General features: G+C 51.0%; 17 protein-coding genes, 13 tRNA genes and 1 pseudogene. 4 read left to right on the forward strand and 27 right to left on the reverse strand.

The window, feature by feature from the left end:
- Positions 1-274 precede the first annotated feature (274 nt).
- Entirely contained in the window at positions 275-487 is a 213-nt protein-coding gene (locus tag ACFSO0_RS10185; RefSeq protein WP_376879632.1) for a hypothetical protein, read from the reverse strand.
- A gap of 94 nt (positions 488-581) precedes the next feature.
- On the reverse strand, positions 582-917 hold the full coding sequence (locus ACFSO0_RS10190; protein WP_376879634.1) for a winged helix-turn-helix transcriptional regulator: 336 nt from the start codon (positions 915-917) through the stop codon (positions 582-584).
- 147 nt (positions 918-1064) lie between these two features.
- Between ACFSO0_RS10190 and ACFSO0_RS10195 the strand changes: the two genes are divergently transcribed.
- Positions 1065-1691: a GNAT family N-acetyltransferase gene (locus ACFSO0_RS10195; protein WP_376879636.1), complete on the forward strand. Its 627-nt coding sequence runs from the start codon at positions 1065-1067 to the stop codon at positions 1689-1691.
- Between the two features lie 10 nt (positions 1692-1701).
- Here the strand turns inward: ACFSO0_RS10195 and ACFSO0_RS10200 are convergent.
- From ACFSO0_RS10200 to ACFSO0_RS10210, 3 genes and pseudogenes are all read right to left on the reverse strand, one after another.
- Positions 1702-3360, reverse strand: a pseudogene (locus tag ACFSO0_RS10200) (putative bifunctional diguanylate cyclase/phosphodiesterase); the annotation flags it as partial.
- An 81-nt stretch (positions 3361-3441) separates the two neighbouring features.
- Complete coding sequence (locus tag ACFSO0_RS10205) at positions 3442-4476, reverse strand: phenylacetaldoxime dehydratase family protein (protein ID WP_376879638.1); 1035 nt, start codon at positions 4474-4476, stop codon at positions 3442-3444.
- Between the two features lie 94 nt (positions 4477-4570).
- On the reverse strand, positions 4571-5401 hold the full coding sequence (locus tag ACFSO0_RS10210) for a methyl-accepting chemotaxis protein (RefSeq protein ID WP_376879641.1): 831 nt from the start codon (positions 5399-5401) through the stop codon (positions 4571-4573).
- A 375-nt stretch (positions 5402-5776) separates the two neighbouring features.
- Here ACFSO0_RS10210 and ACFSO0_RS10215 point away from each other — a divergent pair, with 375 nt between their 5' ends.
- Together ACFSO0_RS10215 and ACFSO0_RS10220 are read left to right on the forward strand one after the other, a co-directional pair.
- The gene (locus ACFSO0_RS10215) at positions 5777-6259 is read left to right on the forward strand and encodes a hypothetical protein (protein ID WP_376879644.1); all 483 of its coding nucleotides are present in this window, start codon (positions 5777-5779) and stop codon (positions 6257-6259) included.
- A gap of 180 nt (positions 6260-6439) precedes the next feature.
- Positions 6440-7327, forward strand: a complete 888-nt coding sequence (locus ACFSO0_RS10220) for a LysR family transcriptional regulator (protein ID WP_376879646.1) — start codon at positions 6440-6442, stop codon at positions 7325-7327.
- Positions 7328-7512: 185 nt separating this feature from the next.
- On the opposite strand, the gene yhbH is transcribed toward ACFSO0_RS10220, so the two are convergent.
- The 8 genes from yhbH to rnhA all read right to left on the reverse strand — a co-directional run bounded on the left by yhbH (position 7513) and on the right by rnhA (position 16028).
- On the reverse strand, positions 7513-8670 hold the full coding sequence (gene yhbH, locus ACFSO0_RS10225) for a sporulation protein YhbH (RefSeq protein WP_376879648.1): 1158 nt from the start codon (positions 8668-8670) through the stop codon (positions 7513-7515).
- 67 nt (positions 8671-8737) lie between these two features.
- Entirely contained in the window at positions 8738-10636 is a 1899-nt protein-coding gene (locus tag ACFSO0_RS10230) for a PrkA family serine protein kinase (RefSeq protein ID WP_376879651.1), read from the reverse strand.
- Between the two features lie 543 nt (positions 10637-11179).
- Positions 11180-11905 carry an HAD family hydrolase gene (locus tag ACFSO0_RS10235; RefSeq protein ID WP_376879653.1) on the reverse strand — a complete coding sequence of 242 codons (726 nt, stop codon included), beginning with the start codon at positions 11903-11905 and terminating at the stop codon, positions 11180-11182.
- A 62-nt stretch (positions 11906-11967) separates the two neighbouring features.
- A complete protein-coding gene (trmL, locus tag ACFSO0_RS10240) occupies positions 11968-12438 on the reverse strand; it encodes a tRNA (uridine(34)/cytosine(34)/5-carboxymethylaminomethyluridine(34)-2'-O)-methyltransferase TrmL (RefSeq protein WP_376879656.1) in 471 nt (156 codons plus the stop codon).
- Positions 12439-12617: 179 nt separating this feature from the next.
- Positions 12618-13580, reverse strand: coding sequence for an amidase domain-containing protein (locus ACFSO0_RS10245; RefSeq protein ID WP_376879658.1), 963 nt, complete (start codon positions 13578-13580; stop codon positions 12618-12620).
- A 130-nt stretch (positions 13581-13710) separates the two neighbouring features.
- Positions 13711-14262 carry a methylated-DNA--[protein]-cysteine S-methyltransferase gene (locus ACFSO0_RS10250; RefSeq protein WP_376879660.1) on the reverse strand — a complete coding sequence of 184 codons (552 nt, stop codon included), beginning with the start codon at positions 14260-14262 and terminating at the stop codon, positions 13711-13713.
- Positions 14263-14436: 174 nt separating this feature from the next.
- On the reverse strand, positions 14437-15591 hold the full coding sequence (gene queG / locus ACFSO0_RS10255) for a tRNA epoxyqueuosine(34) reductase QueG (RefSeq protein WP_376879663.1): 1155 nt from the start codon (positions 15589-15591) through the stop codon (positions 14437-14439).
- On the reverse strand, positions 15588-16028 hold the full coding sequence (gene rnhA / locus ACFSO0_RS10260; RefSeq protein WP_376879665.1) for a ribonuclease HI: 441 nt from the start codon (positions 16026-16028) through the stop codon (positions 15588-15590). Before rnhA ends, queG begins: the two co-directional genes overlap by 4 nt.
- Before the next feature lie 162 nt (positions 16029-16190).
- On the opposite strand from rnhA, the gene ACFSO0_RS10265 reads away from it, so the two are divergent.
- The gene (locus ACFSO0_RS10265) at positions 16191-16862 is read left to right on the forward strand and encodes a B3/B4 domain-containing protein (protein WP_376879668.1); all 672 of its coding nucleotides are present in this window, start codon (positions 16191-16193) and stop codon (positions 16860-16862) included.
- Between the two features lie 147 nt (positions 16863-17009).
- Here ACFSO0_RS10265 and ACFSO0_RS10270 read toward each other — a convergent pair whose 3' ends face one another.
- The 14 genes from ACFSO0_RS10270 to ACFSO0_RS10335 all read right to left on the reverse strand — a co-directional run bounded on the left by ACFSO0_RS10270 (position 17010) and on the right by ACFSO0_RS10335 (position 20070).
- Positions 17010-18341, reverse strand: coding sequence for a purine/pyrimidine permease (locus tag ACFSO0_RS10270; protein WP_376879670.1), 1332 nt, complete (start codon positions 18339-18341; stop codon positions 17010-17012).
- Positions 18342-18760: 419 nt separating this feature from the next.
- Positions 18761-18842, reverse strand: a tRNA-Leu gene (locus tag ACFSO0_RS10275).
- Positions 18843-18850: 8 nt separating this feature from the next.
- Positions 18851-18924, reverse strand: a tRNA-Cys gene (locus ACFSO0_RS10280).
- A 31-nt stretch (positions 18925-18955) separates the two neighbouring features.
- Positions 18956-19031: transfer RNA gene (locus tag ACFSO0_RS10285), tRNA-Gly, on the reverse strand.
- Between the two features lie 7 nt (positions 19032-19038).
- A tRNA-Gln gene (locus tag ACFSO0_RS10290) sits at positions 19039-19113 on the reverse strand.
- 26 nt (positions 19114-19139) lie between these two features.
- Positions 19140-19215: transfer RNA gene (locus tag ACFSO0_RS10295), tRNA-His, on the reverse strand.
- A gap of 24 nt (positions 19216-19239) precedes the next feature.
- Positions 19240-19313 (reverse strand) — tRNA-Trp (locus ACFSO0_RS10300).
- A 7-nt stretch (positions 19314-19320) separates the two neighbouring features.
- Positions 19321-19393: transfer RNA gene (locus ACFSO0_RS10305), tRNA-Phe, on the reverse strand.
- Between the two features lie 39 nt (positions 19394-19432).
- Positions 19433-19509 (reverse strand) — tRNA-Asp (locus ACFSO0_RS10310).
- 5 nt (positions 19510-19514) lie between these two features.
- Positions 19515-19591: transfer RNA gene (locus ACFSO0_RS10315), tRNA-Met, on the reverse strand.
- A 67-nt stretch (positions 19592-19658) separates the two neighbouring features.
- Positions 19659-19734, reverse strand: a tRNA-Val gene (locus ACFSO0_RS10320).
- Between the two features lie 87 nt (positions 19735-19821).
- Positions 19822-19895, reverse strand: a tRNA-Glu gene (locus ACFSO0_RS10325).
- Between the two features lie 3 nt (positions 19896-19898).
- Positions 19899-19991: transfer RNA gene (locus tag ACFSO0_RS10330), tRNA-Ser, on the reverse strand.
- Between the two features lie 3 nt (positions 19992-19994).
- Positions 19995-20070: transfer RNA gene (locus ACFSO0_RS10335), tRNA-Asn, on the reverse strand.
- Between the last annotated feature and the right edge of the window lie 103 nt (positions 20071-20173).

The raw sequence follows: 20173 nt of genomic DNA on the forward strand, positions 1-20173 counted from the left end.
GCTACCGCAATCTAGAGAGATTCAAGATTCGCATTAGACTGGAGTGTAAACCGGCTACATAACTACGAAAAACTGCGATAGAGGGAGATCAAGCACGTTTTACGGTGAAGAGCTAAAATATAGTAAGTTGCATTGAAATCAGAGCGGTCTCCAAACAGCAAAAAAAAGAGCCTCGCCGGTGCGAGGGCTGAAAAAGGTTGTTAACAGTGTATTATTAGTATTACCCGATTTTGGAACGATTATTCGCGGAAATCGCGGCGCACATTTTATCTTGTTATCCCTTTGCCGCATCCCCCGCTTCTCCGCCCTCTTTCTGCTGTTCACCCAGCAAATACGACTTTTTCTGCTCCTCCACGGTCTCCTCCGTCGTCTTGGATTCCACCAGCACTTGCTGCATCAGTTCGTTGCGCTCGCTTTCCTCACTGGTTTTCTGGACTTTCCCGGGCTTGGATTTATCGAGCAGCGAGTCGGAAATATGCTTGTTCATAGAGGCCTCCTGCGTTTGTCTTGAAGATATTCTTTCTTATCTCCCGCAATCGCATGCATGGCGGCAGCGCGCGACCACCTCATCACACTGTGCTCTACCGGTTTTGCATAAACTTGCCCCATTTCGCCAGCGACTCCAGAGACGGCACCAGGTCTTCTCCCGCCTTTGTCAGCGAATACTCCACGCGCGGCGGAATTTCCATGTACTGCTTGCGCACGATCAGGCCGTAGTCCTCCAACTCCTTGAGTACCTGGGTCAGCATCATGCTCGTGATCCCGTCGATATGGCGTTTCAGCTCGTTGTAGCGCATCGTCTTGTTTTTCCACAGCGCCCAGATGATCGGCAGCCGCCATTTTCCCCCGATCACATTCAGCGCATACGTCAAAGGGCAGTCCTGGATCTTTCGTCTTCCGCTTTCTTCCGGGATCATGGCAGCGCTCCTTTACACAGTTTTTTCTGACTTGGTCAGGAAAAACTGCATACTTGTTTTCCTATGGGTTTGTATTACGATTATAACGTATCTCTGCGTTTGCCTGAAATTTCTGATCCAGCGAAAAATGCTTAGGGAGGAAAGAGCATGAACCTGCATTATGAAGTGATTCCCGACGAAAACATTGCGGTATGCCGTGATGCGTGCAATGAACTGATGGCCTACCAAAAGTCGAAAGCGTACATAACACCGGAGCGGTTCGACAGCATGAGCTTCGAGACGCGCCTCGTTCCCTCCGTCCAGAAGGCGCTCCACAACTACACGGTCGTCGTCAAGGACGGCGAACAGATCGTCGGCTACGTCTACGCCAACATCTCCCCCAAGGAAACGTATGCCAACGAGTTCGCCACTTTTTTCGACATGTCCTCGGTCAGCCGGCCAAATGTCGGGTGCCTGTCCCAGTTTTACATCAAAGAAGGGTACAGGCAGTACGGGATCGGCTCCAAGCTGTTCCGGATGGCGATGGACTGGCTCACGCAGTTTGAGGACGTGGACGATTACTTCATTTACGTCTCCAACGGCAACGACAACGCGCTGGAATTTTACAAGCGCAAAGGCTTCGCGGTCAGCCACGACATTCTGGAGGGGTTTATTACGGTGCTGCGGAGGAGTCGGCAAGGAAGCTGTCCTCTGGTTTATAATGAGCAAGAAGATCCACGGGCATCGGTTTTGAAACCAGGTAACCTTGAAAATAATCAAAACGGAGCCGTTTGAGTAACTCAAATTGCTCTATTGTTTCCACCCCCTCGGCAACTACTTTCTTTTGTAATTGGTGGGCGATTGTGATGACTGCTTCCAGGATCTTCTCATCTTCTGCCTTACCGCTTTGAATAAAAGATTTATCAATCTTCAGGTGATGGAAAGGCAAGCGTGTCAGATAACTAAGGGACGAATATCCCGTTCCGAAATCATCGATCGATATGTGGACCCCCATCTGAACCAGTTCGTTTAGCGTTTCAATCGCCGTGTTTACGTTTTGGGCAACGGCGCTCTCTGTGATCTCGAGTTCCAATTGAGACGCCTCCAGTCCAGATGATCGAAGAATCTCACGTATTTGCTTGGCTAGCTGTTTATGTTCTAATTGCAAAGGAGACAGGTTCACTGCTATCATTTTTGGCCCCCCCTCCAAAAGTTGCAACCTGCCCATGTCATGACACGCTTTCCGAATCACCCACAGACCGAGCGAATTGATTAATCCTGTCTCTTCGGCAAGGGGTATAAACTCCGCAGGAGAAATCCACCCTACTCGATGGTGTTTCCATCTTAGCAGCGCCTCAAATCCTCTTATGGTTCCCCCCTCTAATTCAACGATTGGTTGATAATGCACTTCCAGCTCTCTACGTCGAACTGCCTTCTTTAAATCGCTTGCAAGCAGGTAACGATCAATACTGGAATTCTTGCTTTCCTTTTCGTAGAAACAATACGTGTTCCCTCCAGCTCTTTTTGCCTGCAGTAACGCTGCCTTGGCATTTTTGAACAGTTCCTCAAGAGTTTGACCTTCTCGAGGATAAACGCTTATTCCTATACTGCCAGTTACATCAGCTTCTTGATTGTCGACTCGGAAGGGAACGTGAAATTGGCGTAAAATCTTACGAACAAATCGGATCATATCGCGTTTTTGGTTGATATTCGTACTCAATACTGCGAATTCATCCCCACCCACTCTGGCCAATAAATGACCGGTGCCAATTAAGCTCCTCAATCGGTCAGCTGTTTCCCGAAGCAATAAATCTCCCGTTAGCTGCGTATAGGAATCATTGATGCAAGAGAATCGGTCAAGATTTATAAGGATGAGAGCCATTTTATTTTGGCTGCCTTGTGCCTTTCTGAGCTCGGCTTGCACAAGCTCATGAAAATAGGAGCGATTTGGAAGTTTCGTGAGCTGATCAACTAACGTCAGCTCTTTCACTATCATTTTTTGAGCTGTGATGTCCCGCGAGATACCGATGTGCCCGCAGACGTTTCCCTCCATATCTACCAGAGGGGAGATTGTCAAAAGAACATGAATAAGGCCTCCCTCTTTGGTCATCCGGACCGTTTCATATCCCGAAACCCCTTCGCCATTTCTGGCTTTTTCATGCAAATGCTCTGTTTCCCGCAAGAAATCGTAAGGGATTATCGGGAGTTTATGTCCAATAATTTCATTCTCCTTCCAACCATACATTTGCTCGAAGGCATTATTTACCTTAATTAAATTACCATTCAAGTCGACGATATCAACGGCATCCGTAATATGGTTTATGAGTACATCAAATTGCTTGCTAAATAGTTGAAATCGCTCACCTGTATAAAATTTTCTGCCTTTTTCTACCGTATTCAATTCACTGTCCCTCCATACTGAAAAATGAGAAATGATGCATCTTTTTCCTTTTTGAGGTAACATACACCGCAATGAAAAACCCAAGAATGTTGATTTTACGGCATTCTTGGGTTTTGATTTTATTCTCTATCGGACGAAAAACGCTCAGTTCCCTTTCATGTGCGGATATACTTTAGCATCAAACAGATTTGTAAATTTCAAAAGTCCAGTTGATGAGTGACAATTCATATATTCAAATATTGCTTGATCTGTCTTCAGAACAGATACCTCGTGCCATAGAGCCAGTTCAGTTGCATAATTATGCATCTGCAGCATTTCAAAAAAGGTGTGATAAATTTTCAAATGACTGGGATGACTCTTAGCCCATTCTTCCAGATGTGCCAGAGATAAAAAGTACGCAATTGTGCACGACTTATCGAGTGAATCCCCATTTAATGCAAGCTCATAAACAAATTTTGATGATAAACATCCTGTTTCCGAAGGATTCTGCCTGATATACTCAGCGCCTTCCTTCAAAGTCGGTTCCACTAATTCCAAATAAGTATTTCTTTCTTCATTGCTGCATTGACTCCAATTTTGCGCTGTACGAATCAGACAAATATTATCTGACGGATATATGCGAATCCTTTTTCCGATTGACTCCACATGCACTGGTTCCAGCATTTCCTTATCATATTCAGTCTCAAAGCTCTCGAGTCGAGATGCTTTGAGACGATCCCTCATCGAGCCCCAATATTCATGAACCTTTGTATATGTCAAAGGTAAAAAATTCGAGACTCCGCTATCATAATTTTCACCGGAGTGGAGGGTCTCTATGTGGTCGTTTGGTATGAATAGTATTTCTCTCCATAGCCCGATCTCTTCTACAGGCGCTGCACTCTCGTCCCAATATTTTGCGATCGGAGAGGTCGAGTTCCAGTTTTCAAATGATTCCTTATTATCCCAATAGGCCAAAAAGATATGATTCACGTACTCATCAATGTCTTGGTGAATCGCTCGATCTACGTGTACGGGTCCATTCGGATTTGTAAAAGCTTGGAGGAATTGTTCCATATATTTCTCAGGATTCATGCCGTTCTTTGCCTGGATGCCAAATTGTGCAAATACCAGACAGTCAATGGTAAAATCTGCTGTCCAAGCATTTGATTTAGGTTCATGATTCAGTGGCATTGCGGTCATAAGTTTTCCCCTCTCAGAAATTTTTTCTTGTCAGAGCTTTTTTCAGCATAATGACTGTTGTTCCTCACCGTGCCGGATGAAGTATGGATGGCTTTCATGATTTCTCTTTTAACAAATCCGTAATAAAACTCTGTAAAGTTTCACTCAACTGATTTAAATCCTCAGTCATTTTCGTGAAATACTCTGAGTGCGAAGTGAGTTCACTAGAAGATTGACTAATATCATGGATACTGTTGTTCATGCCGATAATAGAGCTTTTCATTTGCTGCAAAAAATCACCGATTTTCTTTGAAGCCTCGTCCGAATGCTGAGACAGTTTTCGGATTTCAGCCGCAACAACCGAAAAGGTTCTACCGTATTCGCCAGCTCTGGCAGCTTCAATAGCCGCATTCAGCCCAAGCAGATTCGATTGTTGTGCAACCTTATGGATAAACGAAATAATGCTATCCATATTTTCAGCATTCTGAAAATTCAATGCGGATGTGGCTGATATTTCTTGAATCGTAGCCGAGAGTTGTTCTGCATGAGCGGTAATGGAGTGGGTTTGGTCTGCTATTGCATTCGCCATCTGTTCCAATTTCCCGATAATATCCTTCAGAAAATACTCCTTGTGAAAACTGATTCCAAACCCGAGGCAGCCAATCCATTCCCCATTTTCATCGAACAACGGATAGCCAATTGCCTTGAAAGGCGGCCCGTATTCGGGCGGAGAAATCTGTTCCACCCGATCCCTTGTTTTTTTAATATTTCCAAACAAGTCGTAATCCAGGAAAGGCTGCCCGATGGTAATTTGAGCATTTAGCGATTTTGACGGTGAGTAGTAAACATACTTTTCGGTGTCCGTAACTGCCACCATAATGTCTTCATCACAAAAGATTTTCGTTAGAACTGGTCCTAGTGAAATTGCCTGTTCCAGACTGTTCAAGTGGTATTCCTCCTAGTTGCTACCATATGGGATCATTTCTTGCAGATGACAGTTATTCTTGCTTGTCTCCATAACAATGAATCGTCTATCTATATAGAAAGCAATAAGCCATGCTGTTACACCAAGGAAAACCGGTATGGAAAAAGTGTCATATTTGCGTGTGGAACGCAATCTTTTGCGGAGAAGATCTCATTTTTTGCGCGTCACAAGTCCTTTGACACGATAAGCTTAATCTAGGCGAACATACATCAACCTGTCATGTCGCATGCATCAGATGATGAAATTATTATCAATGAGTTGCTGCTTAACCTAATCACCCAACTATTGGAAAGGTGTGTTACAAAATTTGATTATGTTGTGTATAGGTGTGACATCATGAACTGCTTATTCGATAAATTTCATTATTTTAGGGATGAAGAAAACTTTTTGTTTACCTGGAAGGTAACCGGAAAAATTGAAATTTCAGAGATTCATCCTATAGTCGACACGATTAAAGTAAATGTGATGTCCTTGCCTAAGGGTAACGCTAAATTGTTAGTAGATAACCGGCAAATGGTTGATAATGATAACCATCCAATTCTATTCAGCAGTGCAATAAACATGGAGTGGATTAAGCTGCAACAATGGTTACTAGAATACTGTTCTCTGGTAGCTGTTCTCTGTGGTTCAAGGCTAATGCAGGCGCAAATGGATAGGATTGCCGAAAATAGTGGCCTAAGTCAAATTTTATGTACATTCTGGAGCAAAAAAAATGATGAGTCTTTATTGGAGGCAGCGAAATTCTTGAAAATTGAATCATCTATAGTATCACAACTTTTGGGTTTTGATCCTAAAATAATCAATATCGAGTCAAACTAAGAAGAAATAGACATGAATGAGATTTGTATGAGATCCTTTGGTTCGTGATGCTTTACTTTTATTCGTTCCTCCTTTCAGACGTAGGCGCCTTTACATGGCTTCATTATAGAATGGGGTTGTTCTATAATTCAAAACAGTTGTTTTTATTAACTATATAAATCACATTCATGGTGATCTGTCATGGAACTAAAAGATATCCAAACGTTCGTTGTTGTTGCACAACTGGGAACTATGAGTGCCGCCTCAAAACATTTATACGTAACCCAACCGGCGGTAAGCGTGAGAATTCAACGCATCGAGAAAGAAATTGGATGTCAAATATTTGAACGTATCGGGCAAAAAGTGAAACTGACCCCTTCTGGTCAAGTATTTTATACAAGATGTTTGTCAATCTTGTCCGACTTGAATGAAGCAATCCGTGAAGCAAGAGTGGCAAATAATCATCCCGGTTTTTTCACCATTGGGATGGCAGAGTCAATGTCCTCGAAATATTTTGCAAAGCGGTTCCAGGAATTCACTGCATTAAACCCTGACATTGTACTTAATCTGCGTATTTCCCAAAACGATCAAATTAGCAACCTGATTGAAAATGGACTCATTGACGTGGGGTTCAGATATTTCATGGATCATCATACGCATAATATTGAACAAATTAAGGTCGCATCGGAGCAATTTGTCGTTGTTTCATCTTATCACTCAAAGCTGGTACCGGAATCTTGTTCGATTCACGATTTCATCCGCAATATTAACTGGGTGACATTTCCATCAAGAAGTCACTCTGATGAAACCGTAAGCAAATTATTAGATTCTTTATTAACAATGAATAATATTGGCAAGGGAGCACTTATTGAGGCAGAAAGTCTTACGGCTCAAAAAAGATTGGTGGAATCGGATTTGGGATTAGGGTTTCTGCCAAAGTCTTTTATTGAAGAGGAACTTGAGTTGCGTTCACTTCGGATCATCGATATCCCGGAATTAAGTGTTAAAGTACCGATTTTTGCTATTTATCGCCTCTCCTCATCCGTTGTTGAGACTATCGAAAGATTCGTAGATTTAATTTCCGTTTAAAATTGAAGCCGTCTCCCGATAGCCTATATTCCATTTTACAACCAGGGTCGTCCACAAAGAAAATGAAAGAAGCTGACACCCGAATCATTCAGGCGTCAGCTTACGGCCAAGCGGTCCGTTTTTTTCTTACTGTCTTCAAAATGGGGTCCTGACCAAAGGGCCCCTGCTCTCTCCCGGATTTTCCCCTACGTCACCGCCTCCTTTTTGCCAAAAAACGTCCGCAACGCCTTGTATACCTCGCCCTTTTCCCGGATGACGCAGTGCATGAACTTCGGCTCCTTGATGTGCCGATAAGCGGACATCAAGGTCGAGTGCCGATTGTACTGGTTCACTTCGCCGTAGCCGAACATGTTGCAGCGCTCCATCAGCTCTTTGACCAGTTTCACGCAACGCTCGTTGTCCGAGGTGAGGTTGTCGCCGTCGGAAAAGTGGAACGGGTAAATGTTGTACTGCGACGGCGGGTAGCGGCTGTCGATGATCTCCAATGCTTTTTTGTAGGCGGAGGAACAAATCGTCCCCCCGCTCTCCCCTTTGGAGAAAAAGGTTTCTTCCGTCACTTCCTTGGCATCCGTATGGTGGGCGATAAAGACAATCTCGACCTTCTCATACTTCGTGCGCAAAAAGCGGACCATCCAGAAGAAAAAGCTGCGGGCGATGTACTTTTCAAAGACGCCCATCGACCCCGAAGTGTCCATCATGGCGATAATAACCGCATTAGAATGAGGCTTGGTGATTTCTTCCCACGTCTTGAACCGCAGATCGTCGTCTGTTATACCCAGCTCCAGGTTGGAGTAGCCCGCCAAGGCGTTGCGGCGAATGGCGGCGATCAGCGTCCGCTTCTTGTCGATATTGCCCATCAGCCCTTTTTTGCGGACGTCGTTGAAGCGCGTTTCCTCGATCACGATCTGGTCTTCGTCCTTGCGCTGCAGGTTGGGCAGCTCCAGCTCCGCGAACAGCATCTCCTCCAGCTCTTCCACGCTGATCTCGGCTTCGTAGTAGTCGATGCCTGGCAGATCGCCCGCGCCCTGGCCCTTTCCCGGCCCCTGCGCCGGATCGCCGTCCCTGGCGATGACATCTCCGACCTTGCTGTTGCCTTTTCCCTGACCGCCGTGCTTCCCTTTTTGGAAGTTGAAACGAAACCGATACTCATCTAAAGAGCGAATAGGGATCTTGATGACTTCCCGACCGTTCGACATGATGATGTTTTCTTCACTGACGAGATCGGGCAAGTTTTTCTTGATCGCTTCTTTCACTTTTTCCTGGTGTCGAGTTTGGTCCTGGTACCCTTTGCGGTGCAGCGACCAGTCTTCCCGGGAGACAATGAACGATGCTGCATCTTCCATGCCGTCTCCTCCTAGCAACTGGCGCACTCTGCGCCGAATATGACGTGCACGTACATCCGCGGCTGGATTAGCGGTTCAGCAGGCTGCCGACGTAGCGCAAAAGCTCGTTGGCGCAAACCGGGCAATAGTGATGCTCTTCGATGAGCCGCTTCGTCACTTCGTTGATTTTTTTCAGCTGGTGCTCATCCGGCGTCTTGTTGGAGGTCGTAATTTTCACGACGTCCTTCAGATCCGCGAACAGCTTTTTCTCGATCGCTTCCCGCAGACGGTCGTGCGTGCTGTAGTCAAACCGCTTGCCTTTGCGCGCATAGGCCGAGATGCGGATGAGAATTTCTTCGCGGAACGCCCGCTTCGCATTTTCGGAGATGCCGATCTGCTCCTCGATGGAACGCATCAGGCGCTCATCCGGGTCCATCTCCTCGCCGGTAACGGGGTCGCGGATTTTGTTCATATTGCAATACGCTTCGACGTTATCCAGGTAATTGTCCATGAGCGTCTTGGCGGATTCCTCGTAGCTGTAGACAAACGCCTTCTGCACTTCTTTTTTCGCCAGCTCGTCGTATTCCTTGCGGGCGCTGGAGATGAAGTTCATGTACCGCTCCCGCTGCTCCTTGGTGATCGACGGATGCTGGTCAAAGCCTTCCTTGAGCGCGCGCAGAATGTCGAGCGCGTTGATGCACTCCGTATCGCGGCGGATCAGGGCGCTGGAAATGCGGTTGATGACGTAGCGAGGGTCGATGCCCGTCATCCCTTCATCGGCATGCTCGTTGCGCAGCTCTTCCAGGTCGGACCCTTTGAAGCCTTCCACCGACTGGCCATCGTACAAACGCATTTTTTTCAACAGATCGGCGCCCTGCTTCTTCGACTCCTTCAAGCGCGTCAGGATGGAGAAAATAGCCGCCGACCGCAGCGCATGCGGCGCGATGTGCACATGGCCCAGATCGGACTGCTTGATCAGCTTCGCATAAATTTTTTCTTCGTCGCTGACCCGCAAATTGTACGGGATCGGCATGACGATAATCCGCGATTGCAAGGCTTCGTTCTTCTTGTTGGCAATGAACGCCTTGTATTCCGATTCGTTCGTATGGGCGACAATAAGCTCATCGGCAGAAATGAGCGCAAATCGTCCGGCCTTGAAGTTGCCCTCCTGGGTGAGCGACAGCAGATGCCAAAGAAATTTTTCATCGCATTTGAGCATCTCCTGGAATTCCATCAGGCCGCGGTTGGCCTTGTTCAGCTCCCCGTCGAAGCGGTAGGCGCGCGGGTCAGACTCCGAGCCGTATTTGGTAATGGTCGAAAAGTCGATGCTTCCCGTCAAGTCGGCGATGTCCTGCGATTTCGGGTCGGACGGGCTGAATGTCCCGATCCCGACGCGGTTTGCTTCCGAGAACAGGATGCGGCAGACCGGGAAGTCTTCGATGCGCCCGCCGTACTCGGTTTCCAGCCTCATCCGGTTGTACGGCGTCAGCTCTCCCTCGATCTTCACGCCGAGCTCTTCCTCCACTTCGGGACGCAGCTCGTGCGGGATGAGATGGAGCGGCTCCTCATGCATCGGACAACCTTCCAGGGCGTAAATGGCGCCTTCGTCTGTTCGGGAATACTCCTCCAGCCCCCGCTTCAGCATGGTCACCAACGTCGATTTCCCGCCGCTGACGGGGCCCATCAGCAGCAAAATGCGTTTGCGCACATCCAGACGGCGGGCTGCAGAGTGGAAGTATTCCTCAACCAACCGCTCAATGGCGCGGTCCAACCCGAAAATTTCCCTGCTAAAAAATTGATAAGAGCGGGTTCCATCTTCGTTTTCTTCCACACCGGCGCTTTTGATCATGTTGTAGACGCGCGAATGCGCCGTTTGGGCAATTTGCGGATTTTTTCGTACCAACTCCAAATATTCAGCGAATGTTCCTCTCCACATCAGGTTTTCTTCTCGGGCCCGGTGCTCGGCGATCCGTTTTATAATGTCCATGCTCGACACTCCTCCCTCATAAGCCCTCTCTCTTCCCCAACGACAATGTACTCCCATGTATATGTCTGCCTGCGGTCACGCATTCGCGCGGAACCCGTTGCTTCGGTTTTGAGCAGGCTCGTAAAGCCTTTACATATGTGTATGCGAGACATCTGCACAAGTTTCAGCAATCTTGCCACAAAAAATGAAGGAGGACTTGTGAAAAGTGTCTGTTTTCTCGCCCATATCCCGTTTCCACACCCTGTTCATCCGTTTGCAAAGTGGGCAGGCTACGTTATAATGGGAGTAGTTTGTTTACGAAAGGAGCAATTCAACATGGGTACGGTTATCGTAGCTGTGGTCTTTGCCGCTTTTCTGTTCTTCATTCTTACTGCTGGTTACAACGAAGACAAAACCTGGAATCTGTAAAAACTTGCAGACGCGGCCAGCCTTATTTTTGGCTTAACGCTCCCAGGAAAAAAGCAGGCTGCCTGTATCGGGCAACCTGCTTTTTTTTTGCTTCCACAACTGCGCTTTTTTGTCAGCCTCTCCTCCGCGCCCCGCTTACCGCGCAAAAACGCCTGTCCCGCTCGCAATTGCCTGATACAGCTCCTCCAGCGACCCGCGCTGATCGACCGGATATTGGGGCTTTCCGCGGTCCTCCAGCCAGTTGGTGACGAGAAACGTCTTCATGCCCAGCCTGGACGCGGCCATGTCCTCCTGCATATGGTTTCCGACCATCACGCACTCGGCCGGTTCGACGCCGAGCTTGTCGCAGATTTCCTGGAAATAGCTCGGGTTCGGCTTGGTGGAATGCATGTCCTCGTAGACGGTGACCAGCTCGAATTCATCCGCCGTCATACCGATCCACGCCAGCCGATGGTAAATTGCCACGCGAGGGAACACCGGATTCGTCGCTACCGCGATGCGGAATCCCCGCGCTTTGGCAGCCTCGACGATTTTTTTGGCCCAGGGAGACGGATAGGTCAGATGGGACAGGGTGGGAAACACGTCGCGGTAAAACGATTCAAACAGCGGCCATACGTCCTCGCGCTTCCATCCGCTGTGCTCAGTGAAATACTCGAAAAACACCTGCTCGTTCGTCTTTTCCGGTTCCTGACTCACGATCATGGCCTTCGTCGCTTCCCAGATCATCGCGAGCAGCTTCTCCGTATCGTATTGATCGCCGATGTGACGGCCCACTTCTTGCAGGTAGCTTTTGACAAAAGGGCCTGTCTGCATTTCCAAAAGCGTGCCGTCGAGGTCAAACAGGATGGTACTCACAGTCATTTTCCGATCTCTCCCTTATTATTGGTCGGCGTACCCGATAGAAACCACGTTTTGACCCCGTATTACTTGAGCCCGGGAAATCCCAGCTGCCGCAGGCCCTCAAACAGGACGATTGCCGCACAGTTGGACAAATTGACGGAACGAGTGGCGCCGCTCATGGGGATGCGGATCGTCTGCTCCCGATAGCGGTCCGTCAGCTCCTGCGGCAAGCCTGTCGTCTCTTTCCCCAGAATGATGTAATCGCCGTCCTTGAACGACACTTCGGTATAGAGCTTCTCGCCCCATGTCTCCACGAAGTAAAAAGTCCCCGCGCCCGGCCCCTTGGCTGCGGCAAAAGCTTCAAAGCTGTCGTGATGATGAATGTTGACGGCGTGCCAGTAATCCAGTCCCGCGCGTTTCAAATAGCGATCTTCCGTTGAAAAGCCCAGCGGATGAATCAAATGCAGATGAGCCCCTGTCGCTGCGCAGGAACGGGCGATATTCCCCGTATTGGCAGGGATGAGCGGCTCGTGCAAAACGATGTGCAACGGCATATCAGCAAATCTCCTCGTGTACCGAACTAAAATGGCCTGATTGGAACGCGCGGTTTTGCGCCATGCGTCCGACAAATTCACCTTCCGGAAGGTGTCTTGCTAAACCAAGCTCTATTATACCGAAACCTCCCTGCTCATGACCACCTGCCAGCTGTCGTAACCTGTTTTCCTCTCCGACCCTACATGCCCCGAATCTGAAAAAACGCATAGCGAATGTTCGGCGTGTAGGCCGTTGAATCTTCATACGCCCAGTAACGCATGCTGCTGTCTGTCGTATGGGCGTTGACGAGCGGCATGTTGTTCGCGTCTTTGGCGACCACGATCGTATTGTGCTGAAAACGTCCGTCCCCATCAAAGTCGTAGCATATCAGATCGCCCGGCTCCAGTTGATCCGGCGATGATTTGCTCACGGCCCGCATCGGAGCCGCACCCGATTTGAGCAGCAAGTACAAGGCATGCGCCACCGTCCAGCTCCAGCTCCACTCGCCGCCTTTTCCCATCCGTATCCACCAGCCCTTGCCTTTTTCTTTGGAAAAGAGCATCGGGATTCCGCCCGCGTAGAGACACTGCGAAATAAAATTGGTGCAGTCGTCCGTAAAACGCGGGTAAAGAGGGTTGTGAGAATTCCAATATTGCATCGCATACGCCACGGCGCTCTTCCGGTTATAGCCTCCCGCCCCGTGCACGACCAATATCGGTCCGGCAGCAGCAGCCTCGACCGCGGCCGCCGTTGCATCCTCCTGTGCATCCTTGTCTTGCGGCGCTTTGGCATCTCCCGCCCATTCCTGATGTGCGTCGATCAGCCATTCGTCCGACCCTTTAATCAGGCGCAGCCGGTGCACGCGCCGGCCCCTCTCGACCAGCTCCTCCTGTCCCAGATCGTAGCACCGCTGCCCCTGCCATGCAAGCAGGATGTCCATCGCCTGCTCGGTCTCCAGCCAGCACAGCAAAACGACCTTTCCCTGTACAGCACGCGCCTTTCCCCCGCGCTCCTGCAGCTGGCGATACTCCCGCCGCATGCGCTCCCACTCTGCTTCTCGCCCGTTCGGAGAATAGTAGGCCACGAGCCGCTCATACCGTCCGTCCAGCCAGCTCTTGTGCACCTCATTGAAATAGCGATGGACAAACGTCCGCCAATCCATTCGCTGCCCCTCCTCTCTTTCTGCCGACCAGTGGCATATCCCGCCTCCTGTTCCCCTGTTCTGCGCCCTGTCTTCTCCAGAAAAGAATATGTCAGCAGCGGCACGTTCAGAAGATAAGAAAAGCTACCCGTCAGGAACGGATAGCTTGGTCAAACGATGTCTGCATTTGCACGGGAATGCCTTCAAGCGCCAGTAAATGCTCCTTGATCGCCAATCCGCCGCCATATCCGACAAGAGCGCCGTTGGAGCCGATGACGCGGTGGCACGGAATGACGATCGGAATCGGGTTGCGGTTGTTTGCCCCGCCAATCGCCCTCACAGCCTTGGCAGCCCCGATCGCCAGCGCGATGTCTTTGTAGGAGCGCGTCTCTCCATACGGAATCTTCGTCAGCGCATGCCATACCGATTTTTGAAACGGTGTCCCGTACAGGTCGAGCGGCAGCGCAAACTCCCGCCGCTCCCCGGCAAAATACTCCTGCAACTGCGTTCGTGCCGCCTCGTTGCGGGCATCGTCACGAACAGGCGCCACCCCCAGAAACGTCTTCTTGCTCCAACGCTGGAGCTGACCCAGCCCGCTTTCATCGGCATCGAACTCGATGAAGCACAGTCCTCTTTCAGTAGAAGCAAGCAACAACGGTCCAATCGGTGAGTCCATGATGGTGTACCCCAGTTCATTTGCCATCCAGCTTTCCTCCCTACCCGTTTTCCTTGTTCTTCGTTGCCGGTAACCTGCGCGCAGCTTCCTCAAGTAGCTTTATACCTTTGTATCCTTCAGCCGCAGCTTCCTCGAGCATCTTCACACCCTTGTGCCCTCCAGCCCGCAGCTTCCTCGAGCATCTTCACACCTTTGTGCCCTTCAGCCCGCAGACTCTTCAAGCATCTTCAAGCCCTTGTGCACCTCGGCCAGCACCTCTGCGCTCTCTTCGCGCTCCTTTGCCTGATGCAGTGCCGCCCGCGCCTCGTCTCCGCCGATTTTCCCGAGCGCCCATGCGGCTGTGCCGCGAATGACAGGACGCGGGTCGTTCTCCAGCAAGCGGATCAGCTGCGGTACAGCCGTTTTGTCCTTGAAATGGGCCAGTGCCAAAATCGCATTGCGCTGAATGGGCTTTTTGCCTCTCCAGGACGACGAGGAAAGCCCGAATTTCTCCTTGAACTCCTTGTTGCTCATGTCCAGGAGCGGCAGCAAGAGCGGCTTGGCGATCTCGGGGTCCGGCCGAAACTCGGCATGATGGGTCATGTTGATGCGCCTGTTCTTCGGGCAGACCGTCTGGCACGTATCGCAGCCGTAGAGCCGATTGCCGATCTTCCCGCGAAATTCATCCGGGATGAAATCCTTCACCTGTGTCAAATAGGCAACACAACGCTGTGCGTTCAACTGACCTCCCTGGACCAAGGCGCCAGTCGGACAGGCATCCACACAAATGTTGCAATCTCCGCACCCTTCCTCGACAGGCTGATCCTCCGGCAGCGGCAGATTCGTCACCAGCTCTCCCAGGTAAACCCACGACCCGAACTCCTTAGTAATCAGCGCGCAGTTCTTCCCTACATAGCCGATGCCTGCCCGCTCGGCGACTGCCCGATCCGAAAGCGCTCCGGTGTCCACCATCGACTCGATCCGCGCCCCCGGCTCCAGCTCCCTGATAAAAGCAGCGAGCTTGTCCAGCTTGTCGCGCAGCACGTGATGATAGTCGGTGCCCCAGGCAGCCCGGCACAAAATTCCCCGATAGGCGCCCGGTTCTGACTTGGGGGGCTGCTCCAGCTTGGAAGGGTAGGCCAGCGCGATAGAGATCAAAGAACGAGCGCCCTCTACGAGCAGCCCCGGATCGGTCCGCTTCTCCAGATCCGGCTCTTCAAAGCCTGATTCGTATCCCTTTTCCCGATGCTCCACCAGCCGCTGCTTTAATTCCAAAAACGGATCGGCGCTCGCGAAGCCGATCTTGTCAATTCCAATCTCCTTGGCGTACGCAATGATGGACTGCTTGGTCTGTTCCCAATACTGCCGTTCGTTCACAGTTGCCTGATCGCTCCTGTCGCCAGCTCGTCACAGCGATTGTTCCACTTGTTGTCAGCATGTCCTTTTACCTTTACGTACTGCACCTTGTGGATGTCCATCAGCCGCAGCAGCTCTTTCCACAAATCCTGATTTTCCACCGGCTGCCCCTTGCTGTTTTTCCAGCCGTTTTTCAGCCAACCTTTGTACCAGCCCTGCACAAAGCAATTCACTAGGTACGCGCTGTCGCTGTACAGTGTCACCTGGCACGGCTCCTTCAACATGGACAGCGCCTCAATGGCCGCCTTCAGCTCCATGCGGTTGTTGGTCGTATTGGCTTCCGCTCCGGACATCTCCTTGATATGCTGCCCGTACATCAGGACAGCTCCCCAGCCGCCCGGTCCCGGATTGCCAGAGCATGCCCCGTCGGTATAAATCTGTACTTCACGTATACTCATCCAGGGAATCCCTCCACTGTGAAATAGCCATTCGTTTTTCTTCCAGCCCGTTCTTCCCAGGCTGCCTTAATCGTGCTTTTTTCTATTGTATCGAAGGTTAGTCGCTTCCACAAAAAAAATTTGTTATACTACCAAAAATAGGTTTGAAAAGGAGCGAACGTGATGAAAGTACAGCTGGATACCGACGTTACCGACCGCCTCCCTCGGCTCTCTCTGGGCATTCTCCACTACAGCGGTGCTTCCGTCGGCGACTCTCCCAAAATGCTGAAAGGCCGCATCAATTACTTCGTCGAAAGTCTGCGCCTCGAACACGATCCGTCCCGCCTGACGGAGATTGAAGGCATCCGGGAATGGCGCGCCGCCTTTAAACAAATCGGCACGGACCCATCCAGATACCGCCCGTCATCCGAAGCTTTGCTCCGGCGGCTGTTGCAAGGAAATCCGTTCTTTTGGATCAACAGCGCTGTCGATGTAAACAATTTCTTCTCCGTCCTCCACGCCCTTCCCTTTGGCATTTACGACCAGGACCAGCTGACGGGAGATGTCGTCCTCCGCATCGGACAAAAAGACGACTGCTACGAAGGGTTAAACGGCCGCGAAGTCAACATGGAAGACAAGCTGCTGCTCGCGGACGACGATGGCGCGTTCGGCAGTCCGATTGTCGATTCCAGGCGCTCCTGCGTCACCGACAAAAGCCGCAACCTGATGCAGGTCATTTTCTTCCACGAGCAAGTCTCTCCCCAGAAAAAGGACGAGATTGTCGGTTCGGTTGGCCGCATGTTTACGGACATCAACGGTGGGGAAGTAAGCAGCAGCTACATTCTCGGCTCCTAGTCCATCCATAAGCGGCTCACGGTAAGATCCAGCGCGTCCAGCCGGAAGCATGCGCGAGCTGCATCCCAGCTATGGGCAGCAGCTACCCTTCCTTCGCGTACGGCAAGCCATTTGTCGAAGCCTTATCTGTATAAAAAAGGCGGCCCGTCAAGCAGCGTGGCCGTCTTTTTGTCGCGCATCCTCACCGGACTTGCGGAAAACTACATGCTCGAGCAGCAGGCACACGATGACTCCAAGCAATAGCCCGTTGCCGAACAAAAAGCTGACGAGCGGCGGCATATGCTGCCAGGCCGCCGAAGGCACGAACATGACGCCAATGCCGACGAGCAAGGAGCTCCCCCCGACCATAATCGACCGTTCATCCAATTTCACGTTCACGTAGTCTCGCAGCCCGAACCCGATCAGCTGCGTGTAGGATATAAACATCGCCGCATAGGCGACCGGCGTAGGCAGTGCCGCAAGAAAATGGGCGACGTGCGGGAACAAGCCGATCACCATAATGCCGACCATGGCCAGCATAAAAGGCAGGCGGGACGCAATCCGCGTCGTCTGGATGACAGCTGCGGCCAGCGAGAGCGGAATCATTCCGACTACACCGCCCAACCCGGACAAAATATGCGATACCCCTGTAAACACACCGCCGCGGTCGTACTGCTCCTCTGTCGGCACCGTATCGGTCGCTTTTCCCATGACGACCATGCTTGTCACCAGATTGGTCAACAGCACAAAGCCTGTGAGCATGCTCGTGAGGACGACACCCCAATCCCAGCGCGGCGTGCCCCAGAAGAAGATCGTCGGCCACGCCACCACCTGCTCCGCCGGGCGAACCGGCTCCGTCCAGCCCAGCATCGCGTACAGCGCCCATCCGATGACCATCCCAAACAGGACGGCGAAGCTGGAAAAACGCTTCGTCCGCATCACTACGATGACCAATGCCACAATCCCGATCGACACGATAGCGATATGGGGAATGACTTCCTTGGAATGCTGGAAGCCGATTCCCAGCATGCCCGCCAAAATGTTGCTGCACAGCGAGACGGCGAGCAAAATCATGTACGTCCCGGATACAAGCGGCGTGAACAATCGCTGCAGCTTGCCGATCCAGCCCATCAGTCCGAAGGCCAAAAACAACAGCCCTGCCATGCAAAGCCCGATCTGAAAGGACTGCCCGATCTCCCGAGGCTGAAGCCCTATGCTCGCTCCAATTTGTGCGAGAATGATAAAAATGCCCCACCACAATCCGGCCGGTCCTTCCAGCATCGGATACCGGTGGCCAATCCACACTTGCAGAAACGAAGCCAGACCTATAAAAAACATCGTCTGCTGCATCAGGTTGCCGATCTCATCCGGCTGCAGCCTGTAAACGTCCCCAATCATCAAGGGAACGGCGACGCTGCTGGAGACAGCTACAATCATCCACTGCAAGGCCGCCAAAATGCTCGTGCCTGCAGGAGGTCTGTCATGCAATCCATATTTCATCGAAACCACCCCGTTTTTGTACTGACACCCGATAATAGCAGCCCACTTATTCACTATGCCCGAAAGATCAGCATCTTTCTAGTTGCCCTGCAGTTACTTTCTTTATGTAAAGCAGAGAACAGGCGAATGTCTCCTCCTGCTCAGGGCAGTCATCATGATCATAATGGTTCGCTCGCTTATTTTACGTCAACCCGGGCTAATAGAAAACCTGGTTTTTCCATGCCTGTGGCAAAGCTAATAAAAAAGAAGGCCCGGCACCCCACCGGGTCCATCTCACGCCAAAACGCGTTGCTGGGTCCTCGCTGCATTGGTTCTCATGCTAGTCGCATATAAAGCAGGAAAACGGAAATGTGCTTGTTGACTCCAGCAAAAAGCCCCGAACATCAATTTGACTTGTGTTCAGGGCTTGATTACATGTATGGTGCCGGTGAAGGGACTTGAACCCCCACGGTTTCCCTCACGATTTTGAGTCGCGCGCGTCTGCCATTCCGCCACACCGGCAAATACTATGGAGGAGGCACCCGGATTTGAACCGGGGATAAGGGTTTTGCAGACCCGTGCCTTACCACTTGGCTATGCCTCCATGTTGTATGCCTTCTTCAGGAAGAAGGTTATGGAGCGGACGACGGGTCTCGAACCCGCGACCTTCGCCTTGGCAAGGCGACGCTCTACCAATTGAGCTACGTCCGCATATAGATGGCTGGGGTACTAGGATTTGAACCTAGGAATGACGGAGTCAAAGTCCGTTGCCTTACCGCTTGGCTATACCCCAATAAGTAACCCCAACGGTGAAAGAAATGGGGCGATCGATGGGACTTGAACCCACGAATGCCGGAGCCACAATCCGGTGCGTTAACCCCTTCGCCACGACCGCCATATTCGTTGCTTGAATCAAATGTGGCAGGGGCAGTAGGAATCGAACCCACACCAAAGGTTTTGGAGACCTTCGTTCTACCGTTAAACTATGCCCCTATAAAGGTGGCTCGGGACGGAATCGAACCGCCGACACGAGGATTTTCAGTCCTCTGCTCTACCGACTGAGCTACCGAGCCTCATCAGAATAAACAGCCGCCATCTTCCTGGTTAGAAAATGGCGGAGCTGACGGGACTCGAACCCGCGACCTCCGGTGTGACAGACCGGCGTGAACTCCAACTTCACCACAGCTCCATATTTGGTTGCGGGAGCAGGATTTGAACCTGCGACCTTCGGGTTATGAGCCCGACGAGCTACCGAGCTGCTCCATCCCGCGACGAGGACCATTTACGGTCAAGTGTCGACGTCCCTGCCAGAAACTGCACTTTCGTCGATCAATAAAATGGTGGAGGCTGACGGGATCGAACCGCCGACCCTCTGCTTGTAAGGCAGATGCTCTCCCAGCTGAGCTAAGCCTCCATGTTCTCTCACAAAGAAGTCTCCATGCTCTGCAACATATTCGCCACTCTTTGTGAGAACCCCAACTGCTCGTGAGGTATGTTCAGGTGACCCGTAGGGGATTCGAACCCCTGTATGACAGCGTGAAAGGCTGCTGTGTTAAACCGCTTCACCAACGGGCCAGATGGCGGATGGAGTGGGATTTGAACCCACGAGACGGGTCTACCCCGCCTACACGATTTCCAATCGTGCTCCTTCGGCCTCTCGGACATCCATCCAAATGGCTCCTCGGGACGGACTCGAACCGCCGACCGATCGGTTAACAGCCGATTGCTCTACCGACTGAGCTACCGAGGAATAATGAAGGATTCGCACCTTCAAAACTGGATCTGCATGCTTGCCAAGGGTGTGTGGATAAGTCCTCGACCGATTAGTATTCGTCAGCTCCACGCGTTGCCGC

Source organism: Brevibacillus sp. GCM10020057, from assembly GCF_042683565.1.
Lineage (GTDB): Bacteria > Bacillota > Bacilli > Brevibacillales > Brevibacillaceae > Brevibacillus.

Excerpts from the sequence above, each read along its gene's own strand:
- ACFSO0_RS10185 (WP_376879632.1), bottom strand. The coding sequence starts at position 487 with ATGAACAAGCATATTTCCGACTCGCTGCTCGATAAATCCAAGCCCGGG.
- ACFSO0_RS10190 (WP_376879634.1), bottom strand. The coding sequence starts at position 917 with ATGATCCCGGAAGAAAGCGGAAGACGAAAGATCCAGGACTGCCCTTTG.
- ACFSO0_RS10195 (WP_376879636.1), top strand. The coding sequence starts at position 1,065 with ATGAACCTGCATTATGAAGTGATTCCCGACGAAAACATTGCGGTATGC.
- ACFSO0_RS10205 (WP_376879638.1), bottom strand. The coding sequence starts at position 4,476 with ATGACCGCAATGCCACTGAATCATGAACCTAAATCAAATGCTTGGACA.
- ACFSO0_RS10215 (WP_376879644.1), top strand. The coding sequence starts at position 5,777 with ATGAACTGCTTATTCGATAAATTTCATTATTTTAGGGATGAAGAAAAC.
- ACFSO0_RS10220 (WP_376879646.1), top strand. The coding sequence starts at position 6,440 with ATGGAACTAAAAGATATCCAAACGTTCGTTGTTGTTGCACAACTGGGA.
- yhbH (WP_376879648.1), bottom strand. The coding sequence starts at position 8,670 with ATGGAAGATGCAGCATCGTTCATTGTCTCCCGGGAAGACTGGTCGCTG.
- ACFSO0_RS10230 (WP_376879651.1), bottom strand. The coding sequence starts at position 10,636 with ATGGACATTATAAAACGGATCGCCGAGCACCGGGCCCGAGAAGAAAAC.
- ACFSO0_RS10235 (WP_376879653.1), bottom strand. The coding sequence starts at position 11,905 with ATGACTGTGAGTACCATCCTGTTTGACCTCGACGGCACGCTTTTGGAA.
- trmL (WP_376879656.1), bottom strand. The coding sequence starts at position 12,438 with ATGCCGTTGCACATCGTTTTGCACGAGCCGCTCATCCCTGCCAATACG.
- ACFSO0_RS10245 (WP_376879658.1), bottom strand. The coding sequence starts at position 13,580 with ATGGATTGGCGGACGTTTGTCCATCGCTATTTCAATGAGGTGCACAAG.
- ACFSO0_RS10250 (WP_376879660.1), bottom strand. The coding sequence starts at position 14,262 with ATGGCAAATGAACTGGGGTACACCATCATGGACTCACCGATTGGACCG.
- rnhA (WP_376879665.1), bottom strand. The coding sequence starts at position 16,028 with ATGAGTATACGTGAAGTACAGATTTATACCGACGGGGCATGCTCTGGC.
- ACFSO0_RS10265 (WP_376879668.1), top strand. The coding sequence starts at position 16,191 with ATGAAAGTACAGCTGGATACCGACGTTACCGACCGCCTCCCTCGGCTC.
- ACFSO0_RS10270 (WP_376879670.1), bottom strand. The coding sequence starts at position 18,341 with ATGAAATATGGATTGCATGACAGACCTCCTGCAGGCACGAGCATTTTG.